Raw genomic sequence first — 17,539 nt, forward strand, 5'->3', positions numbered from 1 at the left:
GTTTGGAGCTCTATACCCATGAGACGCGCAAAAATTGTCGCGACACTTGGTCCGGCCACGAACACGTATGAGAACATCCGCGCGATCCTTGAGGCCGGCGTCAACGTCGCTCGGATGAACCTCAGCCACGGTGACTACTCGGTCCACGAGGCCGTGTACACCAACGTGCGCAAGGCCGCCGCGGACCTTGGTCACCCCACCGCCGTTCTGGTGGACCTGCAGGGACCCAAGATCCGTCTGGGCAAGTTCGAGGGTGGTCCCTACGACCTCGCCGAGGGCGACGTGTTCAAGATCACGACCGACGACATCATCGGCAACAAGGACATCTCCTCCACCACGTTCAAGGGCCTGCCCGCGGACGTGAAGGTCGGCGACCCGCTGCTGATCGATGACGGCAAGGTGGGCCTTGAGGTCACCGCCGTGGACGGCAACGTCGTCACCACCGTCGTGACCGTGCCCGGTCCGGTCTCGAACAACAAGGGCATCAACCTGCCCGGCGTTGCCGTGAACGTGCCCGCACTGAGCGAAAAGGATGAGGCCGACCTGCGCTGGGGCCTGAACCTCGGTACCGACTTCATCGCCCTGTCCTTCGTGCGTGACGCCAAGGACATCGTTCGTGTTCACGAGATTATGGACGAGGAGGGTCGCCGCGTTCCGGTGATCGCCAAGATCGAGAAGCCGCAGGCAGTGGACAACCTCGAGGAGATCATCGAGGCCTTCGACGGCATCATGGTTGCCCGTGGTGACCTCGGTGTGGAGCTTCCGCTGGAGGCCGTGCCGATCGTGCAGAAGCGCGCCATCGAGCTGTGCCGTCGTGCCGCCAAGCCGGTTATCGTCGCCACTCAGATGCTGGAGTCGATGATTTCGAGCCCGCGTCCGACCCGCGCCGAGACCTCCGACGTGGCAAACGCCGTCCTCGACGGTGCCGACGCGGTTATGCTCTCGGGCGAGACCAGCGTGGGTGCCTTCCCGGTGATCACCGTGGCCACCATGGCACGCATCGTGGAGTCCACCGAGGAGCACGGCCTGGAGCGTATCCCGGCCCTGGGCAGCAAGCCCCGCACTCAGGGTGGCGCCATCACGGCCGCCGCCGCCGAGGTGGGCGAGTTTGTGGACGCCAAGTTCCTCTGCGTGTTCACCGAGACCGGTGACTCGGTTCGCCGGACTTCGCGTCTGCGCAGCCGGATCCCCGTACTCGGCTTCACCCCGCTGGAGTCGACCCTGCGTCGCATGCAGCTGAACTGGGGTGTCGAGGGCCGTCTGATCGAGACCGTAACCCACACCGACGCCATGTTCGGCCAGGTGGATGACGCACTGCTGGGCGAGGAAATCGCCGAGCAGGGTGACAAGGTGGTTGTGATCTCCGGTTCGCCCCCCGGAATCTCGGGTTCGACCAACGACCTGCGCGTGCACCGCATCGGTGACGCGGCCAACCAGGTTGTTCCGGCGTACGAGAAGTAGAAACGCCAGCAGTGACGGCCCCGGGGGTTTCCCGGGGCCGTCCCGCTTTTAACGCCCCTCGGTCCCGTCCCGCCGCCCCCGTGTAGGGGATATTTTTGCGGGGCGCTTGTGGGTAGTGTGCGGTCATGACCACCAGTGATGCCGCCCCCGTTCTCATCCCCGCGGGCACCGTGTTTTCGCCCGCGGACATCACCTTCTGGGCCGACCGGGATAGCCGGAGCCTCGAACAGGCCATTTCCGAGGCGGATGTGCTGGTGAGCTGTCCACACTCGGGCGCGGCCATCCCCGCCGAGATTTCACGCTTTTTGGCCCCCGAGTTCACCCGGCGTCTCCAGTACGATTTTTCCGATGTGGCGACCTCGGCAATCGTGCGTCGCTGGGCCGAGATCGATCCCCGCATCGTCTATGTGGAAAACCCGCATCCGCGCCTGATTCGCGATCCCAACCGCAAAAAGCCCGAGGACCCGGCGGCACTGCTGGCCGAGGCGATCGGACGGGTGAGGACGGCCGGCGCGTATCAGCGGGCGGATCTGACCGGGGTGGACGCGATTCGCCCGGTCACCTTCTCGTTCTATCCGCTGCTGCGGGTGCCCACCACCGAAGAGGAGCTCTCCGAGCTCACCTCAACCTTCGAGGCCGTGGCCGAGCAGGGCCTCGGTGTGTATGAACGCACCCGGGACGAGCTGACCGAGCGCTTCATCGCCGCCGCCTATGCGCGCGCGGCGGCCGGGGGAGACGCGCGGTTTACCCGGCTGAGTTTCCACGACACGATGAACACCACCACTACCCGCGAGGGTGCCGTCAACGTTGAGCGGGATCCGGCGGACCGGCTGCCGCGGGTGGTGGCGCTGTCCAACCGCGGCGATCACGCGGGTAATCCGCGTCCCGACGGGCCGGTCACCATGAACCCGGTGCGCCTGCGGATGCTGGCTTCTGCCCACCGTGAGGCCTTCGCGGTCGAGCGCGCCGAGGATGTGGCCCTTAATCAGCCCTACCTGGGCAGCCAGGAAATCATCGCCGCGGGGGAGCGCTTCGCCCGCGAGACCGATGCGGCACAGGCCGGCGTGCACCTGGATGCGGTCCAGGCGGAGTTCCTGCGCGAGTTCCTGCTCGGTGACGCGGCGGTTCGGGTACTGCATGAGCCGGGCACCGGCTGGGTCACCGAGGACCCGGAACACGTTGACGCCGTGGCACACGCCTGCCGCGACGCCTGGGACCGCTACCGCGACGCCTAGGCTCCGTACACACAGGGTGCCCGCCACATCCGAAATGTGTGGCGGGAACCCTTCGTGCGAGGCTGCCGCGGGCCGACTAGCCCCAGAGCAATCCGAAGCCCGCACCGGCGATGATCGTGAAGCCCGCCAGCACCAGGGTGGGCACAAAGAACGAGTGGTCCACGAGCTTGGTGCCGAGCTTGGTCGAGCCGGTGTAGTCGAAGTTGGCGGCGGCGATCTGCGAGCCGTTGGTGGGCAGTAGGTAGATACCGGCAAACGCACCGGCCCACATGCCCGAGAGCAGGCCCAGCGGGATACCCGCGGCCAAGCCGATGGGCACCACCGTTCGGGTCGCCGTGGACTGGCTGGTGGTCAGCACACAGACCAGGAAGATGCCCAGCGCGAAGATCCAGGGCCAGTTACCCACCCAGCCACCCACGGTGTCCGCGATGACCTGCTGGTGTGCGCCGAGGAAGGTGTCGGTCAGCCAGGCCAGACCAAACAGCGCGATCGCCGACACCATACCGGCCTTGAACACGGTCATCGTGGGGATCTCGGCCACCTTGGGGCGCGCGACCAGCAGGATCAGGGTACCCACCACAAACATGACGATCTCGATGATCGGGGTCATCGCCAGCGGGACCTGGCCCGGGGCACCGTCGATCAGGCCGGGGACCAGCGGACGCAGATCCTTGAACAGGCCGAAGATCACGATCACCAGCACACCACCCAGGAAGATCAGGGCCGCGTTGCGTCCCTTGGCGGTGGGGGCGACGTCGGCATGGGAGAGCGGGCCATCCTGCTTGGGTGCCTCGAACTTCCCGGCGGCGATCCGCGCCTGAATCTCCGGATCGTCGGCGATGTCCTTGCCCAGCCGCGACACCACAAACGAGGCCAGCACGATGCCTACCACGGCCGCCGGGAAGGTGACCTTCACGATATCGATCAGCTCGTAGCCGTAGGCGGGCGCGTCGGTCAGGGTGACCATCGCGGCCATGGCCGCCGATACCGGGCTACAGGCCAGCGCGACGCCGGTGGCCACCACCGAGAGCGAGAGCGGGCGCGAGGGGCGAATGTTGTTTTTATAGGAGAGGTCCTGGATCACCGGGAGCAGCGGATAGAGAATATTCGAGGTTCCCGCCCCCGCCGAGAAGAGGAAGGACACCAGCGGTGCCACCAGGGTGATCTGCTTGGGGCTGCGCGAGATGAGTTTGGCGGCGACCCCGACCATCCAGTCGATGCCACCGGCCGCCTGCATCATCGAGGAGGCCAGCACCACCGAGAGCACGATAAGCAGGGCATCCACCGGGGGAGAGCCCACCGGTTCCCGGAACACGAAGACCAGGATCGCCACACCGGTGCCGCCCCAGAGCCCCAGACCCACGCCACTGGAGCGGGTTCCCATGATGATGGCACCCAGTACCACCAGCAGTTCCAAGATGAATGTGACGGCTTCCATAGTGCTGCGTCCTCTCCCGGCTCCCGCGCGCACGCGCGGCAGAATCTGCGCTCAGCCTAGCGACGCGCGGACACAAATTGGGTAAAACAATCAACCCAGAACGGGGACGTGTGCCACGCCTGTCCCGCGCGCTACTGTGAGAGGCAGCCTTCGTTTTTTCGACTACCCGATCGAGAATTACGGACGTGGGCACCCGAACGCCGCACCCCTCACACCCATGACTCGAGGGGCGTGGCACACCCGAAGGATCCCGATGCGAACTCTTTCCCCGCCTCGGCTGCAATTCGACTGGACCCCCCAGGCGGCCGAAGTCCTGACCTCATTTAGCGACCCCTCCCACCCCCGCGCCCTCGCCCTGCTGGGGCCCACCGGCTGCGGCAAGACTGCCATCTCCAGCCTGGTCATCGCCGAGCTTGGCGAACCCTACTCGGTTCTGCGGATCCGCGGGGTCTCCTTCGGCAGCGACAGTCCCTACCTGGCCATCGCACACCTGGTGTCGGGGACCGTGAGTCCGGCCGATACCCCGGTGAGCGTGCTGCGTCGCCTGGACGAGCGGCTGCGTCAGATTTCACTCGACCGACCGGTCCTGCTGTACATCCAGAACTTTGAGCTGCTCGATTCGGCCAGCGCCGCCGTGCTATCCACCCTGCTAGGGGCGGGCGAGTTCTCGGCACTGATCACCTGTGGGCCGGTGGAAACCCAGGCATCCCTGATGGGGGTGATCGCCGGCGGCATGGTGGAGCCGGTCGAGATTAGTCCGCTGTCCATCCGCACCGTGCACAGGATTCTCGAGGGGGCGCTCCCGGGGACCGTGCCCTATCCGATTGCCGAACGCCTGACCCGGGCGGCCGCCGGTAACCCGGTGCGCCTGCGGGTGCTGGTGGAGCAGGCCCTGGCGGTGGAGGGACTGCAGTTTCGTGATGGCGTATGGTCACTCAGCGGCGATGCGGCACTGGGCGAATCCGGTTCGCGTACGGACACCGCCTTTCTCGGGGTCTACGAGCTCCTGGGGGAACACGAACGATTTGCGATCAACGCGCTGGCGGTGTTTGAGCGGCTGAGCATCGCCGGGCTGATGGATATTGCGGCCCATGCCAATCTGGAGCAGCTTGAACGCGCCGGGCTAATCATTATCGAGGGGGAGCCGCCCCGCTACCGCCTGGCCTCAAGCACCGTGAACGCGTCCTTCCTGCGCTCGCTCAGTCCCGATCTGGTGCGGGATCTGTGGCGGCAGTATGGGCAGCGCGTCCGCGCCCTGGAGGATACCCTCCACCCGGCCGCGATCCTGCGTGCCACCCGCGGTGGCGTGCGGGTGACGCGGGATGAACTGTACGCGGCGGCGTTTACCGCCACCGGCGACCAGCGCCCCGACCTGAGTGATCTGCTGCTGGACCAGCTGGGTCCCGACACCGCGGAGACCTTCCTGATCCGGGCGGGCAACGCGCGCCAGCGGGGAAACATCCAGGCCTCCGAGGAGTTCGCCGGTCGCGCGGCGCTGGTCGCGACGGTGAGCGCCGAGGCCGCACAGGCCCGCGCGCTGCACATCCTGAATACGCTGGAGGATCGGGCCCAGGTTGCGCAATCCGAACAGCTGTTGGAGGCGTTTACCCGGTGGCAGCGTGAGCATGCCTCCACCGACGCGGTGGCCCTCTCGCTCGTGGTCTACTGCGACATGCTGATCGCCTCCCATCGCGGTCGTTGGCAGCGGGTGCGCGAAATCGCCGAGGAAAAGCGATTTTCTCTGCTGACGCCGGCCATGACCAACGTGTGTTTGATGCTGGTGGCCGAGGCGCTGTGCGTGCAGGGTCTCCAGAATGAGGGGATCGCGCTTGCGCGTCGAGTCTTCCCGGACACACTCAACCTGGACTGGTTTGAGCTGCGCGACACATCGGTGATGGCCATGTGGCGGGTGCTGCAGGTGCGCGGGGAATGGGACGAGTGCCGTCACCTGGCCGCCGTGCTGCGCGAGCGTTTTCCGCAGGCCGGCAGCACCTATGCGGCGGTGGGGGAGCTGGTGGATGGGTTCCTCGCGCTCCTGCAGGGACGAACCGAACGGGCCGAGCGTCCGATGCGGACAGCCCGCGCACTCTTTGCTCAGTTAGATCCCGCGGAGGGGGCCGAACTCGGGCGCGCGATGGAACCACTGTTGGCCGATCCCACCGCCCTGCCCCCCACAGATATCGAATTTGATCTCCAGGGTGTGCCGCGTCCGCTGGTGTTTTTGGGGGAGACGATCATGACCCGCGCCCATGCGGAGGGGCTTGACCTGCCCGCGGCGATCCTCACCCTCGTGGCCCAGGCCGATGCCCACCATCTGCGCGCCGAGTTCGGCTATGAGGTGTTCCCCGCCGCCGGGCTGATTCGCCTCCTGCTGGGTGCCGATCCGGGCACCTTGGCCTCAGCCACCGAGAGTGTTCGGCGTGCCCGCACCGTTATTTCTCGGGCGCTGCGCCACAGCTCGGGTCCGCTCTCGCGCGCCTGTGCGGCGTTTGAAATCGGCCTGGACCGGCCCGATGTCTCGGGTGCCGTGCGGGCGGGAAATCGGCTGAGCGGCATGCTCGGGCTGGGTGCGTTTGTGTATGTCGGTGCGGGTGAGGCCGTGGGGGCGGCATCCGAAACCACCGTGCCCGAGAACGAGCCCGAGGGGCTGTCCGAGCGGGAGCGGCACGTGTTTGCGGCGCTGCGGGATGGTCTGCGTAATCGGGAGATCGCCGCGATCCTGGGGATCTCCCCGCGCACCGCCGAGGGGCACGTTCAGCGGCTGTACCGTCGTCTGGGGGTGCGTTCGCGCACCGAATTGCTCGCCGCCTACCCGGTCGAGGGCCGCGGGGTTACCTCGATCGATCCCGGGTCTGCCACTCAGCCCCTCGCCGCGGTGACCCAGCTGCGAGGTCGTGCCGGATGATCAATGTGACGGAGGGTGCCGAGGTTCGCGATGCGGTGATTATTCGTGATCGCGCGGTGAGTGTGCTGCGCGAGCCCGCGAGCGCCGGGGTGTGCCTGGTTGCCCCCGGCGCCATCGGCCTCCCGGACCTGGCGCGGGAAACCTGTGTCGCCGCGGGGATCGAAAGAACCATGCGGGTGGTCGGAAACCGCAGCCTGTCCGATGTGGCCTATGGGGCGCTGGCCCCCTTCCTCGGACCGATCCTGGATACTCCCGACCCCGACGCCCTCACCGCGCTCTCGGGATTCCGCGGCGAGATCGAGCGGCGCCGACAGGGTGCGCCGTTTGTCATTATCGTGGAGCAGGTTGAGCTGTTGGATTCCGCCAGCGCCGGTCTGCTTGCCCAGATTTCGATCGAAGCCTGGGTTCACCTGATGATCCTGGCGCCGGGTGCCGCCCGAATCCCGCGCGATCTGCGGGCGCTGCTGCTTGAGGGGCAGCTGGTCGAGTTCTCGATGACCTCGCTCAGCACCGACGGCGTCATCGCGTTTGCGCACGGCCGACTCGGGGGCATCGTCCCGTGGGCGGTGGCCGACCGCTTTGTCCGAATGGGTGGGGCCGCACCGCAGATTCTTGAGGGTGGGCTGCGCGAGAGCGTGCGCACCGGAGCGCTGGTCTCCACCGAGGGCGTCTGGCGTTTGGTGGATGAACCGCGGCTGGGGTCGGCGAGTGTCTGGCAACTGCGCGGCATGCTTGCCCAGCTCGGCCCCGAGGAAACCGACGCACTGAGCGCGGTGGCCCTGGCCTTCGCGATCCCCGCCAATCTCCTGGGCGAAATCTTCGGGGGTGACGCCGTGCGCGCGTTACGGGCGGCCGAACTGCTGGTGCCCATCGAGCGGAACGGGCTGGATGAGTCGGGGGAGGAGCTGCTGCGCATTCCCACCAACCTGATTGCCGTGGTGCTGCGCGAATCCCTGTCGCCCTCGGCCAGTCGCGCGCTCTGGCAGCGGGTGTTCTCCCGGTTGCCGTTGCCGCGGCTCCCCGAGTCGACCCTGCGCTATGTCGAGTGGACAATCGAGTGTGGTGGCGTGGTGGACACCCAGTCCCTCGGCGTTTTGGCCACGCTGGCCAATCGTGTCGGTCGGCCCGAGCTGGCGTTACGCGCGGTTGCCCTGGATCGCGAGATCCCGCGCTCCACGGCCATGCAGGTACAGCGCGCCCGCGCACACTTCTACCTGGGGGAATCCGCGGCGGCGCTGCAGATCATCGATGAGATTTTCATCGGTCCCGGCTCGTTGAACGATATTCAGCGTATCGCGACACTGCTGGCACAGATCTATGTCACCACCGGACAGGGCTTTGATCGCATCGAGGTCATTCTGGATCGATGGATCACGATGGCCGAGGGCACCAACTATCACGGGATGCTCGCTCAGCACGCCTGGGCGATGCGGACCCCCGCCTTCCTGATGATCAGCGGCGACTATCGCGCCGCCCGTGCCGCGGTGGAACCGCTCCTGCAGCAATCGGGAACAATCAGCTCGGAAACCGTGCTGATCGGAGGCCTCACCGGGGAGATACTGGCGGTAACCGGCGACTTCGAGCGGTCGCTAGAACAACTGGAATCCGCACTCGAACTGGTCATGCACACGGCGGAGTTGGCCAACTACGGGGGCTTCCTCTTTACCCGCATCGCGCTGGTGCAGTGCTCGTACGCCGACTGGGAGCGGCAGGATCGACTCCTGGAACGCCTGGCCGAGGAGCAAAACGCCTGGATGGTTCGGCAGGGAGTCGTCGTCGAACTGCTGCGTGCGGTGCAAAATATGCAGGAGGGTGACTTTGAGGCCGGGGCGCGACACTCCCAGGCGGCGGTAGTCCTGGCCCGTGAGAGTGACCCCGAGCACCTACGCCCGCTGGTCCTGGCCACCGCCGCGTTTACCGCGGTGGTCTGTCAGGATCTGGAGTTAGCCGCCACCTACCTGGCCGAGTACGGCACCATTGAATACCGGGGAACGCCCCTCACCGACACCCTCACGCGTGCATACGCGGCCTATGCGCGGTATCTGGTGGACCCGAGTCTCGGGCTTGATGAGCTGCGCGCTCTTGCCCGAGAAGCCGGGGAGCAGGGGCACTATCCCGCCCGCGTGCAGATCCTCCTCCTTCTGATGGATCTGGGGGACCGCGAGTGCCTGGGTGAGATGACGGAGATCACCGAGGGCGTCACCGATCGTATGGGTCGAGCCGCCCGTGCGCTGGCCCAGGCGCTGCGCACCGGACTCGCCTGCGACTTTGTGGATGCCGCGGAGATCGCGATCGAGTGTTCCCAGCACTACATCGCCGCCCGCGCCCTGACCAGCGCGTTCCTGGCCCTGCGCGTGGGTCCCGAACGCGCGCTGCATCGACGGGCTCTGGACGCTCTTGCCCTGCTGTCCCCGAGTGCCCGGGCGTTGGATCCGATGCTCAACGCCATGCGGGAGGCCACCGTGCTCTCCGATCGCGAGCGCGAGGTGGCGCGCCTCGTCGCGCGGGGCCTCACCAGTCGGGAGATCGCCCGGGCGCTCTCGCTCTCGGACCGCACCATTGAGGGCCACGTACAGCGGGTTCTGCTCAAACTGGGGCTGGGCTCGCGCGAACGCCTACTCGACGCAAACCTGGGCTTCATCGGCGACACGGCATAGGCACCGCACGTTCCCACGACATTGACCGGCGTGCACCCATCTGGGTGCACGCCGGTCTTTTTGCGTAGGACAGGCGCCTCTAATGGGGGTCTACGCGGGCGGGGCACGTAGTTTTTGCGCCGTTAATGCGTAGGTTTGCGGCTCACCTACGTAGTTTTCTGAGGTCTCCCTGAACAAAACACGTAGCGATACGCATAGCACTACAAATTATCGCTTTCTAGATTGTTCCTAGTTGTGCGCCCCCTTGCACACATGAGTCAAAAGGAACGTTCGGTGAAGAACAGGAATTTCAGGATTGCGACGGCCGCCACGGTGGCGCTCGCGCTGATCGTGGGTGGTGCCTCACTGAGCGCCTACGCGGCCAGCGGCGCGGCAAGCCCCGAGGCTTCCCCCTCCGAGGCGGCACTCGCGGTCACCGCCAATGAGAACATTCGCGCGGTGGATGACGCCCCGGCGCAGGCCCCCGCCCCCCGAGTCGGGACCGATGAGCCGGCCGCCGAGCCGACAAACTCCGCCGAGCCAACCGCCCCCGCGGCGTCTTCGGAGTCCGAGGCTGCGGGTACCACCGCGCCCGAGGCCGCAGCCGAAACCGGCACCAAGGGAACCGCAGAGTTGGACCGAGCACCGCTTGCCGGAGACGCTCTTCTCGCGGATGCGGGCCTTGTGACCCCGATGGCCGCGCCGACGGTGGTGCCTCCCGGCAGCAAGGCCGTGATCAACGTGCAGGTTGGTGGCACCCGCGGCGCCGACGGTAGCGTGGGCCCGCAACAGGGTGTGGTGCTGCGACTGGTGAGCGATAACGGGGGCCCCTCCAACACCCTCTACGCCCCCTGGGCTACCTGCACCTCCGATGCCGATGGAAACTGTGCCTTCCTGGTGCCCTCGACCTTTTCCTTTCCCTGGTTTGGCAGCGCACCCTGGGTGAGCCTGCAGAGCACGCCGGCCGGTGTGTACTCGATCACGATGACCCGTACCGGCACCCAGAACACCGCCATCACCACCCCCTATGCTTTCCAGACCTCCACGGGCGATTTCAGTCAGGGACGTATCACCAAATACCCAACCGGGGGATCCACCTCCTCCAGCGCGGCGCTGAACAGCACGGGGATCTTCCAAACTTCCCAGGCAAACCCGGCGCTGGCCCCCAAGTGTGGGCTGAACATCGGCCTGCTGGTTGACCTGTCTTCCTCGCTGAGCGGCTCGCAGGCCGCCCTGCGCACCGCCACCACCGGATTCGTGGATGCCCTGACCGGCACCCCGACCCGCCTGGGCATCTGGACGTTCGGGACCAACTCTCCGGCCGCCGGGTCCTCCAACACCAACTCGGCGATGGTGAGCCTCGCCACCACCCAGTCCGCCGCACCGATCCGCACCAAGGCCAACGGACTCACCGTGCCCAGCGATTCGGGCACCAACTGGGATGCGGGACTGCGCGCGATCACCGCGAGTTCCGAGGCGCTCGACCTGGTGCTGGTCCTGACCGACGGCGCCCCGACCTACCGGCTGAGCGCCGGTGGAGCGGTGAATGGTGTGGGTAACAACACCACCGTGGCCGACATCGAGGCCGCCGTATTCAGCGCCAACGCGCTCAAGGCCAAGGGCACCACCGTCATGGCACTGGGCATCGGTTCGGCCTTCACCGAGGCCAACATCGAGAACCTCAAGTCGATCAGTGGGACCCGCGAGGGTACCGACTTCCTGAAGGTTGCCGATTACACCGCCCTGAACGCACAGTTGAAGGCCCTGGCCGGCGCCCAGTGTGATGGCACCATCAACGTGGGCAAGACCGTGAAAACCGCCACCAACCCGGCCGGCTCGCCGGCCTCGGGCTGGACAATGAGCGTGACCAACGCCGCGGCCAGTTCCGTCGCCCCCGCCTCCGCGGTGACCGGTGCCACCGGCGTGGCCTCGTTCAAGGTCAACAACCTGCCGATCGGCACCCCGCGCGCCATCACCATCGCCGAGACCCAGCAGCCCGGATACGTCCTGGAGCAGCAGGGTGGCAAGAACGCGGTGTGTACCCGCGCCGACACCAAGGCCGCCGTCACGGTGACCAACGTGGGTGACACGGGCTTCACCGTCGATGCGATCGCCAACACCTCGATCAGCTGCCAGATCGTGAATAAGGAGGTCACCGCGACGGTGACGGTCACCAAGAAGTGGATCGTCAACGGACAGACCTTCGCGCACGGTAGTCAGCCCTTCGGGGCGGCGTCCTACACGCTGAACGGCGCGGCCGCCCGCACCGACTTCGGAACCAAGCAGACCGGATTCACCGCCGGACAGAGCGTGACCCTGGCCGAGCCCGCCCCCACCCAGATTCCCTCGGGCTGCCGTCTGCTGGGTGTTGATGGTGTGGAAACCCGCGTGCTCGTGGTTGGCGACAACGCCTTCCAGCTCACCAACCGGTTTGAGTGCACCAGCACGCTCCAGCTGAACAAGGTGGTGCGCGGCGGAACCGCTCAGCCCTCCGACTTCACCCTGAAGGCCACCCCCGGTGGTACCGGTATCAGCGGAGTCAGCGTCGCCGTCAACCCGGGCACCGTGGTGCTCTCCGAGAGCGGTGGACCCAGCGAATACCGCCCGGTTGTGGCCGCGGGAACCACCCTGGTCCCCGGTGCCGTAGGCTCCTGGGTTTGTGAGCGCGATTCGGGTTCCGGATTCACCGGAATCGCCGACGGGCGCAACGGCTCGATCACCGTCGGATGGGGCGATAAGCTGCGCTGCACGGTGATCAATGAGGCCGCGACCCTGACCCTGTCCAAGGTTGTGCTGAATGGAACGGACACCCACGCCGTCCCGGGAAACTGGACGCTCTCGGCCCTCACCAAGCCCAGTGACGGCCCGATACGGGGCTTCCACACGACCGGATCCGCACGGTCCGCCGCGATTCCCGTCACGATTGCCCCGGACCGCGAGTACACACTCTCCGAGATCGGACTGGTGAACGGATTTGTCCGGGCCTCGCTGATCTGCGATGACGGCACCCGGACCTTCACCCCCGAGAACGCCACCATCAGGGTCGCGGCAAACACCTCGCTGCACTGCGAATTCACCAACGCCGCGGTGCCCAGACTGACGATCGTCAAGACCGGATGGGAACTCTCCGAGATCATCCCCGGCACCGGACCGATCGGGTCCCCGGTGATCGACACCTCGATCCCGCGGCCCTCGGGGAGCGAGGTCCAGTGGACCTACCGCGTCAGCAACACCGGCGCCCTGCCGATCGAGAACATCTCGGTCCTCGATAACAAGCTTGCGGCGAACGCCGTGAACTGCCCCGCCGCGAACACTCGCGACGATGGCACCCGATTCCTCGCGGCCGGCGCGTCCATGACGTGCTGGGCACGAGGATCCCTCACCCCGTAGTCACACCCCTCCTTCGCACCACCTCACATAAAGGAATCATCATGAAGATCTCAACTCGCGGTATCGTCGCCGGCGCTCTGGGCCTCGGGCTCCTGGCAGGCGGTAGCACCTTCGCCCTCTGGAGCTCCACCACCGACGCCGACGCCGGCACGATCAACACCGGTAACCTGCACGTCGCCGTGGCCGGCGCACCGGTCTGGACCGACGTCTCGACCGACGTGGTGGGTGTCCCGGTTGCTATCCCCGACGCCACCAAGTTCAAGACCGTTCCCGGCGACACCCTGAACCGCACCCAGGACATTAACGTGACCCTGACCGGTGACAACCTCAACGCGACCCTGAATGTCACCTCGAGCGCCCTCAGCGCCCTGGATGCGCAGGGTGTGGCCAAGGCCGGAACCGGCGGGCTCACCGCGACCTACATCGTCCTGGACAAGAACAACCAGGCCGTTCCGCTGGTGAGCGGCACCCCCTCGGCCAAGACCGCGCTGGGTACCCCTGTCACCCTCAAGGTGCCCAAGAACACCGGCACCACCCCGGACACCTACACCGTGAAGATCGAACTCGCCTTCGATAAGACCGCCACCGACCTGACCTACGCCAGCGCGCAGGCGGTCCTGGGCAACGTCAACTTCTCGCTCGAGCAGAGCACCCGCGGCTAGTTCCACCCTCGGTGGGGTGGGCACACCCCCTGCCCACCCCATCGCAGTTCTCTCCTCAGTTTTGAAAGGCCCTGACCCATGAAACGCACCCTTGCCGCCGCCACCGCGCTGGCTCTCGGCGCCACGCTCGGCACCGCCGGCGCCGCGACCTGGGCCCTCTGGTCACAGCAGACCGCCGTGTACGATGCCGTGACGATCGGCTATGCGGGATTCGCCGTCGGCAACCCCGGTGCAACCCCCGCGCAGATGGACCGCGCGCAAAGCCCGCAGGCGAACGTCACCTGGTCGGCCAGCTCGGCACCCGGCGGGAACCCGATCACCGCCCTGCAAACCAAAAACTTCGCCGACGCGGTGATCCGGGTGGATGGCCAGTCGCAGGGCAACCGCGGGCTCGCCTATGCGCTGCGCGGCGCCCACGTCACCGGCGGTGACACCACCCTGGTGGATGGCGCGCGCGTGCGCATCGTCCGGGCAAGCACGGCCGAGGGCTGTGCCCCGGCCCTCAACGCCGATGCCGGCACCCTCTATGAGGGGGCGCTGGCGGCCGCGCGGATTCCCGCGCGCGAGCTGGTCTCCTCGGCCTACAGCACGGCGGGTTGGGACACCCCGGAACACGAGTTCCTGTGCCTGCGCCTGAGCCGTCCGGTGGCCCTGAACACCACCTATACCAACATTGGATCCGCGAGCGGCACCTACACCAATCCCGAGACCGGTGCCCGGGTGAGTGTTTCGGGGGAGGATCGCTGGTCGATCGGCCTCGGCTACGACACCCGGGCGTTCCAGGCGAGCTTTGCCCTGGACTTCGGTTTCGAGACCTTCCGCGGTCGGTTTGCCGGATAGCCCATCATGTCCATGCTGATCACCACCACCGAGCCGGACACGGAGCGCCCCGACACCTCGCCGGATGGCCTCGAGCCCGGGAGCCCGTCCGGTCCCGCGAATGAGCCCGAGCCTTCGGATGAGTTCGGTCCCGCGAATGAGTCCGAGTCCTCGAGCGCGTCCGGGTCCTCGAGCGCGTCCGAGCCCCCGACTGAGTCCAGGCTCGCGAGTGAGTCCGATCCTTCGACCCGTCGCGGTCGTCGAGCATCCCAGACCGGGACTCCCACGCCCCCGCGTGGATTCTGGTTCGGGGTCTGGCGAGGGGCCGGGGCCGTGCTGCTCGCGCTGCTGGTTCTGGTCAGCGCCGCGGTCACCGTGGTGCCGCTGGTGATCGGGGCGGTGCCGCTCACGGTCCTGACCGGATCGATGCAACCCACCATCCGCCCCGGCGACATCGTGGTGTCGGCCCCGGTCGAGGCGTCCCGGCTGAGCGTGGGCGACGTGGTCACCTTCCAACCCATCTCCAACGATCCCACCCTGATCACCCACCGTATTCGCTCGATGAGCGCGGGGGACTCGGGCGTGCGTCTGATCACCCGCGGGGATGCCAACGGCGCCGATGACCCGGAAATCGGCGCCGATCAGGTCCGCGGACTCGTGCTCTACACGGTACCGTATGTGGGCTGGGTCACCAACCTGGTGGGCGGCAACATCCGCGGCCCCCTCATCACCCTCGTCGGCCTGGGACTGGTCGGCTACGCAGTCTTCACCATTGTGCGTCGTCCCCGCGGCGCCACCGAAAGGAACACACCATGAAACGGATCACCGTTGCCGCCGTCGCGGGCGCCCTCGCCCTGACGGTTGCGGGGCCCGCCCTCGGCGCACACGCCGCCGACGAGATTGGGCTCTCCTGGGACGGACACTCGGGGTTCGCCGCGGAACTCGACCGCCCGGTGTTTGTCACCCCGCGGGTGGTGCCCGGAGACGCCGACTCGCGCTCCTTCGTGGTGCGCAACCAGGGCGAAACCGCCGCGGTCCTCACCGCCAAGATTGTCAACGTACGGCTCACCGGCAACCCCGCGGACGAGTACTACCGGGACTTCACGGTGAACAGCCTCCCGGTGATCGATCGCTTCGGCAATGACACCACGATCCTGACCACCCGCGTGCAGCCCGGCGGTACCGCCACCGTTAATCTCGACTACGATCTGCCCGAGGCGGCGGTCAGCGGCAACTATCCGGTGGCCGACGAGCAGGCGGTCTCGGTGGCATTCGATGTGCGGCTGACCCTGGCGGGGGAGAGCCGAATTGATGGCCCGCCGGTCAGCCCCACGCCGACCCCGTCCGCACCCACACCCTCCGAGCAGCCCCCGGTGGCGGGACCGCCCGCGGCCGCCGGACCCGGCACCCTGGTGCGCACCGGCGCCGAGGGATGGCCGCTGATCGCCGCCATCGGCGCACTCCTGGCCGGTGGAGACCTGGCGCTTCGGCGGCGAATGAACGGTGCAGCCTCCCGGCGCACCCCCTAGAGCCACCGCCGGTGGTGATCCGTGGTCGTCATGGGTCCCGAATCACCGCCGGCGTGGACCCCGCCCGCTCCGACCCCTGTCGGAGCGGGCGGTTTATTTTGCTCCGACAGTCCGTATGCAGACCCGTGTCGGAGCGGGCGGTTTATTGTGCCCCGACAGTCCGTATGCAGACCCCTGTCGGAGCGGGCGGTTTATTGTGCCCCGTCGGCATGCGCCCCGCGCGCGCATGCCGGCGGGGGAATCGGGTCGGGGATAGGCTGGGCACACCGGTCATCCGGGCCCGCATCACGAGTGTCCAGGGCCCGCGGCCGAGGTAAGGAGCACACAATGAATCCGTCCGACACCACCGCCACCCGCGCAGTCGAGATCACCCACACGCTGGAATCCCTGGTGCGTGACCCCGCCAGCGTGGGCGTCGCGGGCCGCATCCCCGGTTCGGCCCTCGCCCTGGCCGGGCTCACCCCCGCCGGCGAACGCGTCGATTTCCTGCATGGCCGCACCGCCCTGGAGGAGTTTGGTCCCGAGATTTCTCGACCGCTCACCGCCGAGCATCGGTTCGACTTCGCCTCGCTCTCCAAGCTCTTTGTGTCGGTGGCTGCGCTCAGCGTGGTGGAATCCGGGCTGGTGGATCCGGACGCCCCAATCGGCGAGGTCCTCGGCGATGCGCTGCATCCCGACGCCCGCCGGATCACCCTGATGAACCTCCTGGCCCATGACTCGGGCCTCCCCGCCAATACCCGGTTCTGGGAGCAGAACCCGGGTGCCGACGCGCTCTGGGCTCACGTTCTGGGGACCGCTCCGGTGCGCGCGCCGGGGGAGGGTCACGAGTACTCGTGCATCGGGTACAACATTCTTGGACGCATCCTAGAAACGGTGAGCGGGGAAGACCTACCCACCCTGATGCGCACCCGAGTCCTAGAACCGCTGGGCACGCGGAACACCGGCTACCACCCGATCGACCCCAGCGTCGCCGTGGCCACCGAAGAGCAGCCCGGCCGTGGATTGGTGCGGGGGAGCGTGCACGATGAGCTGTCCTTCTTCCTCGGCCGCCCCAGCGGAAACTCGGGCCTGTTTGGTCCCGCCGATGATGCCCTTGCCCTGGGCCGGATGATCCTGGCCGGCGGACTCGGTGATCGCGGACGGGTACTCTCGCCCGCGTCAGTTTCGCTGCTGGCTACCCCGCGGATCCACGCGACCAATCCCGCGGGCACCTTCGGGCAGGCCGTCGGATTTCGCGTGCACGATGCCGAGTTTATGGGCGCGGTGCCGGGACTTGGGCACACCGGATTCACCGGGACGATGCTGGTGGTGGACCCGGTGCACGAGAGCGCCGTGGCGCTGCTCACCAACCGTGTACATCCGGGACGCGCCCGGGCGAACGTGTTCGCACTGCAGCGGCTGGCCAGTGAAACCGTGTGCCTCGCGGGTGTGACAGTCGGATAATCGGAGGACCGGATCCGCCGT

The 17,539-nt window shown here is 67.2% G+C and carries 11 protein-coding genes; 10 read left to right on the forward strand and 1 reads right to left on the reverse strand.

What is annotated here, in order from left to right; all coding sequences use genetic code 11:
- Nucleotides 1-18 precede the first annotated feature (18 nt).
- Nucleotides 19-1,461 (forward strand): pyruvate kinase, encoded by a 1,443-nt coding sequence (gene pyk, locus IE92_RS0103715; RefSeq protein ID WP_030143528.1) that lies wholly within the window; start codon nucleotides 19-21, stop codon nucleotides 1,459-1,461.
- Between the two features lie 125 nt (nucleotides 1,462-1,586).
- Nucleotides 1,587-2,696, forward strand: coding sequence for an N-formylglutamate amidohydrolase (locus IE92_RS0103720; RefSeq protein WP_030143529.1), 1,110 nt, complete (start codon nucleotides 1,587-1,589; stop codon nucleotides 2,694-2,696).
- Between the two features lie 76 nt (nucleotides 2,697-2,772).
- Here IE92_RS0103720 and IE92_RS0103725 read toward each other — a convergent pair whose 3' ends face one another.
- Nucleotides 2,773-4,134, reverse strand: a complete 1,362-nt coding sequence (locus IE92_RS0103725; RefSeq protein ID WP_030143530.1) for an anaerobic C4-dicarboxylate transporter — start codon at nucleotides 4,132-4,134, stop codon at nucleotides 2,773-2,775.
- Nucleotides 4,135-4,387: 253 nt separating this feature from the next.
- Here IE92_RS0103725 and IE92_RS18710 point away from each other — a divergent pair, with 253 nt between their 5' ends.
- From IE92_RS18710 to IE92_RS0103765, 8 genes are all read left to right on the forward strand, one after another.
- The gene (locus tag IE92_RS18710; RefSeq protein ID WP_030143531.1) at nucleotides 4,388-7,039 is read left to right on the forward strand and encodes a LuxR C-terminal-related transcriptional regulator; all 2,652 of its coding nucleotides are present in this window, start codon (nucleotides 4,388-4,390) and stop codon (nucleotides 7,037-7,039) included.
- Entirely contained in the window at nucleotides 7,036-9,696 is a 2,661-nt protein-coding gene (locus IE92_RS0103735) for a LuxR C-terminal-related transcriptional regulator (protein WP_030143532.1), read from the forward strand. The genes IE92_RS18710 and IE92_RS0103735 overlap by 4 nt, the downstream gene beginning before the upstream one ends.
- Before the next feature lie 273 nt (nucleotides 9,697-9,969).
- The gene (locus IE92_RS0103740) at nucleotides 9,970-13,065 is read left to right on the forward strand and encodes a vWA domain-containing protein (RefSeq protein ID WP_156027383.1); all 3,096 of its coding nucleotides are present in this window, start codon (nucleotides 9,970-9,972) and stop codon (nucleotides 13,063-13,065) included.
- Nucleotides 13,066-13,106: 41 nt separating this feature from the next.
- Complete coding sequence (locus IE92_RS17125) at nucleotides 13,107-13,727, forward strand: alternate-type signal peptide domain-containing protein (RefSeq protein WP_051701886.1); 621 nt, start codon at nucleotides 13,107-13,109, stop codon at nucleotides 13,725-13,727.
- 78 nt (nucleotides 13,728-13,805) lie between these two features.
- A complete protein-coding gene (locus tag IE92_RS0103750; RefSeq protein WP_030143535.1) occupies nucleotides 13,806-14,567 on the forward strand; it encodes a hypothetical protein in 762 nt (253 codons plus the stop codon).
- Between the two features lie 6 nt (nucleotides 14,568-14,573).
- Complete coding sequence (locus IE92_RS17130) at nucleotides 14,574-15,362, forward strand: signal peptidase I (RefSeq protein ID WP_051701885.1); 789 nt, start codon at nucleotides 14,574-14,576, stop codon at nucleotides 15,360-15,362.
- Nucleotides 15,359-16,075 (forward strand): hypothetical protein, encoded by a 717-nt coding sequence (locus IE92_RS0103760; RefSeq protein ID WP_030143537.1) that lies wholly within the window; start codon nucleotides 15,359-15,361, stop codon nucleotides 16,073-16,075. Before IE92_RS17130 ends, IE92_RS0103760 begins: the two co-directional genes overlap by 4 nt.
- A gap of 327 nt (nucleotides 16,076-16,402) precedes the next feature.
- Nucleotides 16,403-17,518, forward strand: coding sequence for a serine hydrolase domain-containing protein (locus IE92_RS0103765; protein ID WP_051701884.1), 1,116 nt, complete (start codon nucleotides 16,403-16,405; stop codon nucleotides 17,516-17,518).
- The last annotated feature ends 21 nt before the right edge of the window (nucleotides 17,519-17,539 follow it).

Origin of the sequence: Mycetocola saprophilus (assembly GCF_000718085.1) — a bacterium.
Taxonomy (GTDB): domain Bacteria; phylum Actinomycetota; class Actinomycetes; order Actinomycetales; family Microbacteriaceae; genus Mycetocola; species Mycetocola saprophilus.

What these genes read in the sequence shown, in the direction of transcription:
- pyk (WP_030143528.1), top strand. Translation starts at nt 19, where the DNA reads ATGAGACGCGCAAAAATTGTCGCGACACTTGGTCCGGCCACGAACACG.
- IE92_RS0103720 (WP_030143529.1), top strand. Translation starts at nt 1,587, where the DNA reads ATGACCACCAGTGATGCCGCCCCCGTTCTCATCCCCGCGGGCACCGTG.
- IE92_RS0103725 (WP_030143530.1), bottom strand. Translation starts at nt 4,134, where the DNA reads ATGGAAGCCGTCACATTCATCTTGGAACTGCTGGTGGTACTGGGTGCC.
- IE92_RS18710 (WP_030143531.1), top strand. Translation starts at nt 4,388, where the DNA reads ATGCGAACTCTTTCCCCGCCTCGGCTGCAATTCGACTGGACCCCCCAG.
- IE92_RS0103735 (WP_030143532.1), top strand. Translation starts at nt 7,036, where the DNA reads ATGATCAATGTGACGGAGGGTGCCGAGGTTCGCGATGCGGTGATTATT.
- IE92_RS17125 (WP_051701886.1), top strand. Translation starts at nt 13,107, where the DNA reads ATGAAGATCTCAACTCGCGGTATCGTCGCCGGCGCTCTGGGCCTCGGG.
- IE92_RS0103750 (WP_030143535.1), top strand. Translation starts at nt 13,806, where the DNA reads ATGAAACGCACCCTTGCCGCCGCCACCGCGCTGGCTCTCGGCGCCACG.
- IE92_RS17130 (WP_051701885.1), top strand. Translation starts at nt 14,574, where the DNA reads ATGTCCATGCTGATCACCACCACCGAGCCGGACACGGAGCGCCCCGAC.
- IE92_RS0103760 (WP_030143537.1), top strand. Translation starts at nt 15,359, where the DNA reads ATGAAACGGATCACCGTTGCCGCCGTCGCGGGCGCCCTCGCCCTGACG.
- IE92_RS0103765 (WP_051701884.1), top strand. Translation starts at nt 16,403, where the DNA reads ATGAATCCGTCCGACACCACCGCCACCCGCGCAGTCGAGATCACCCAC.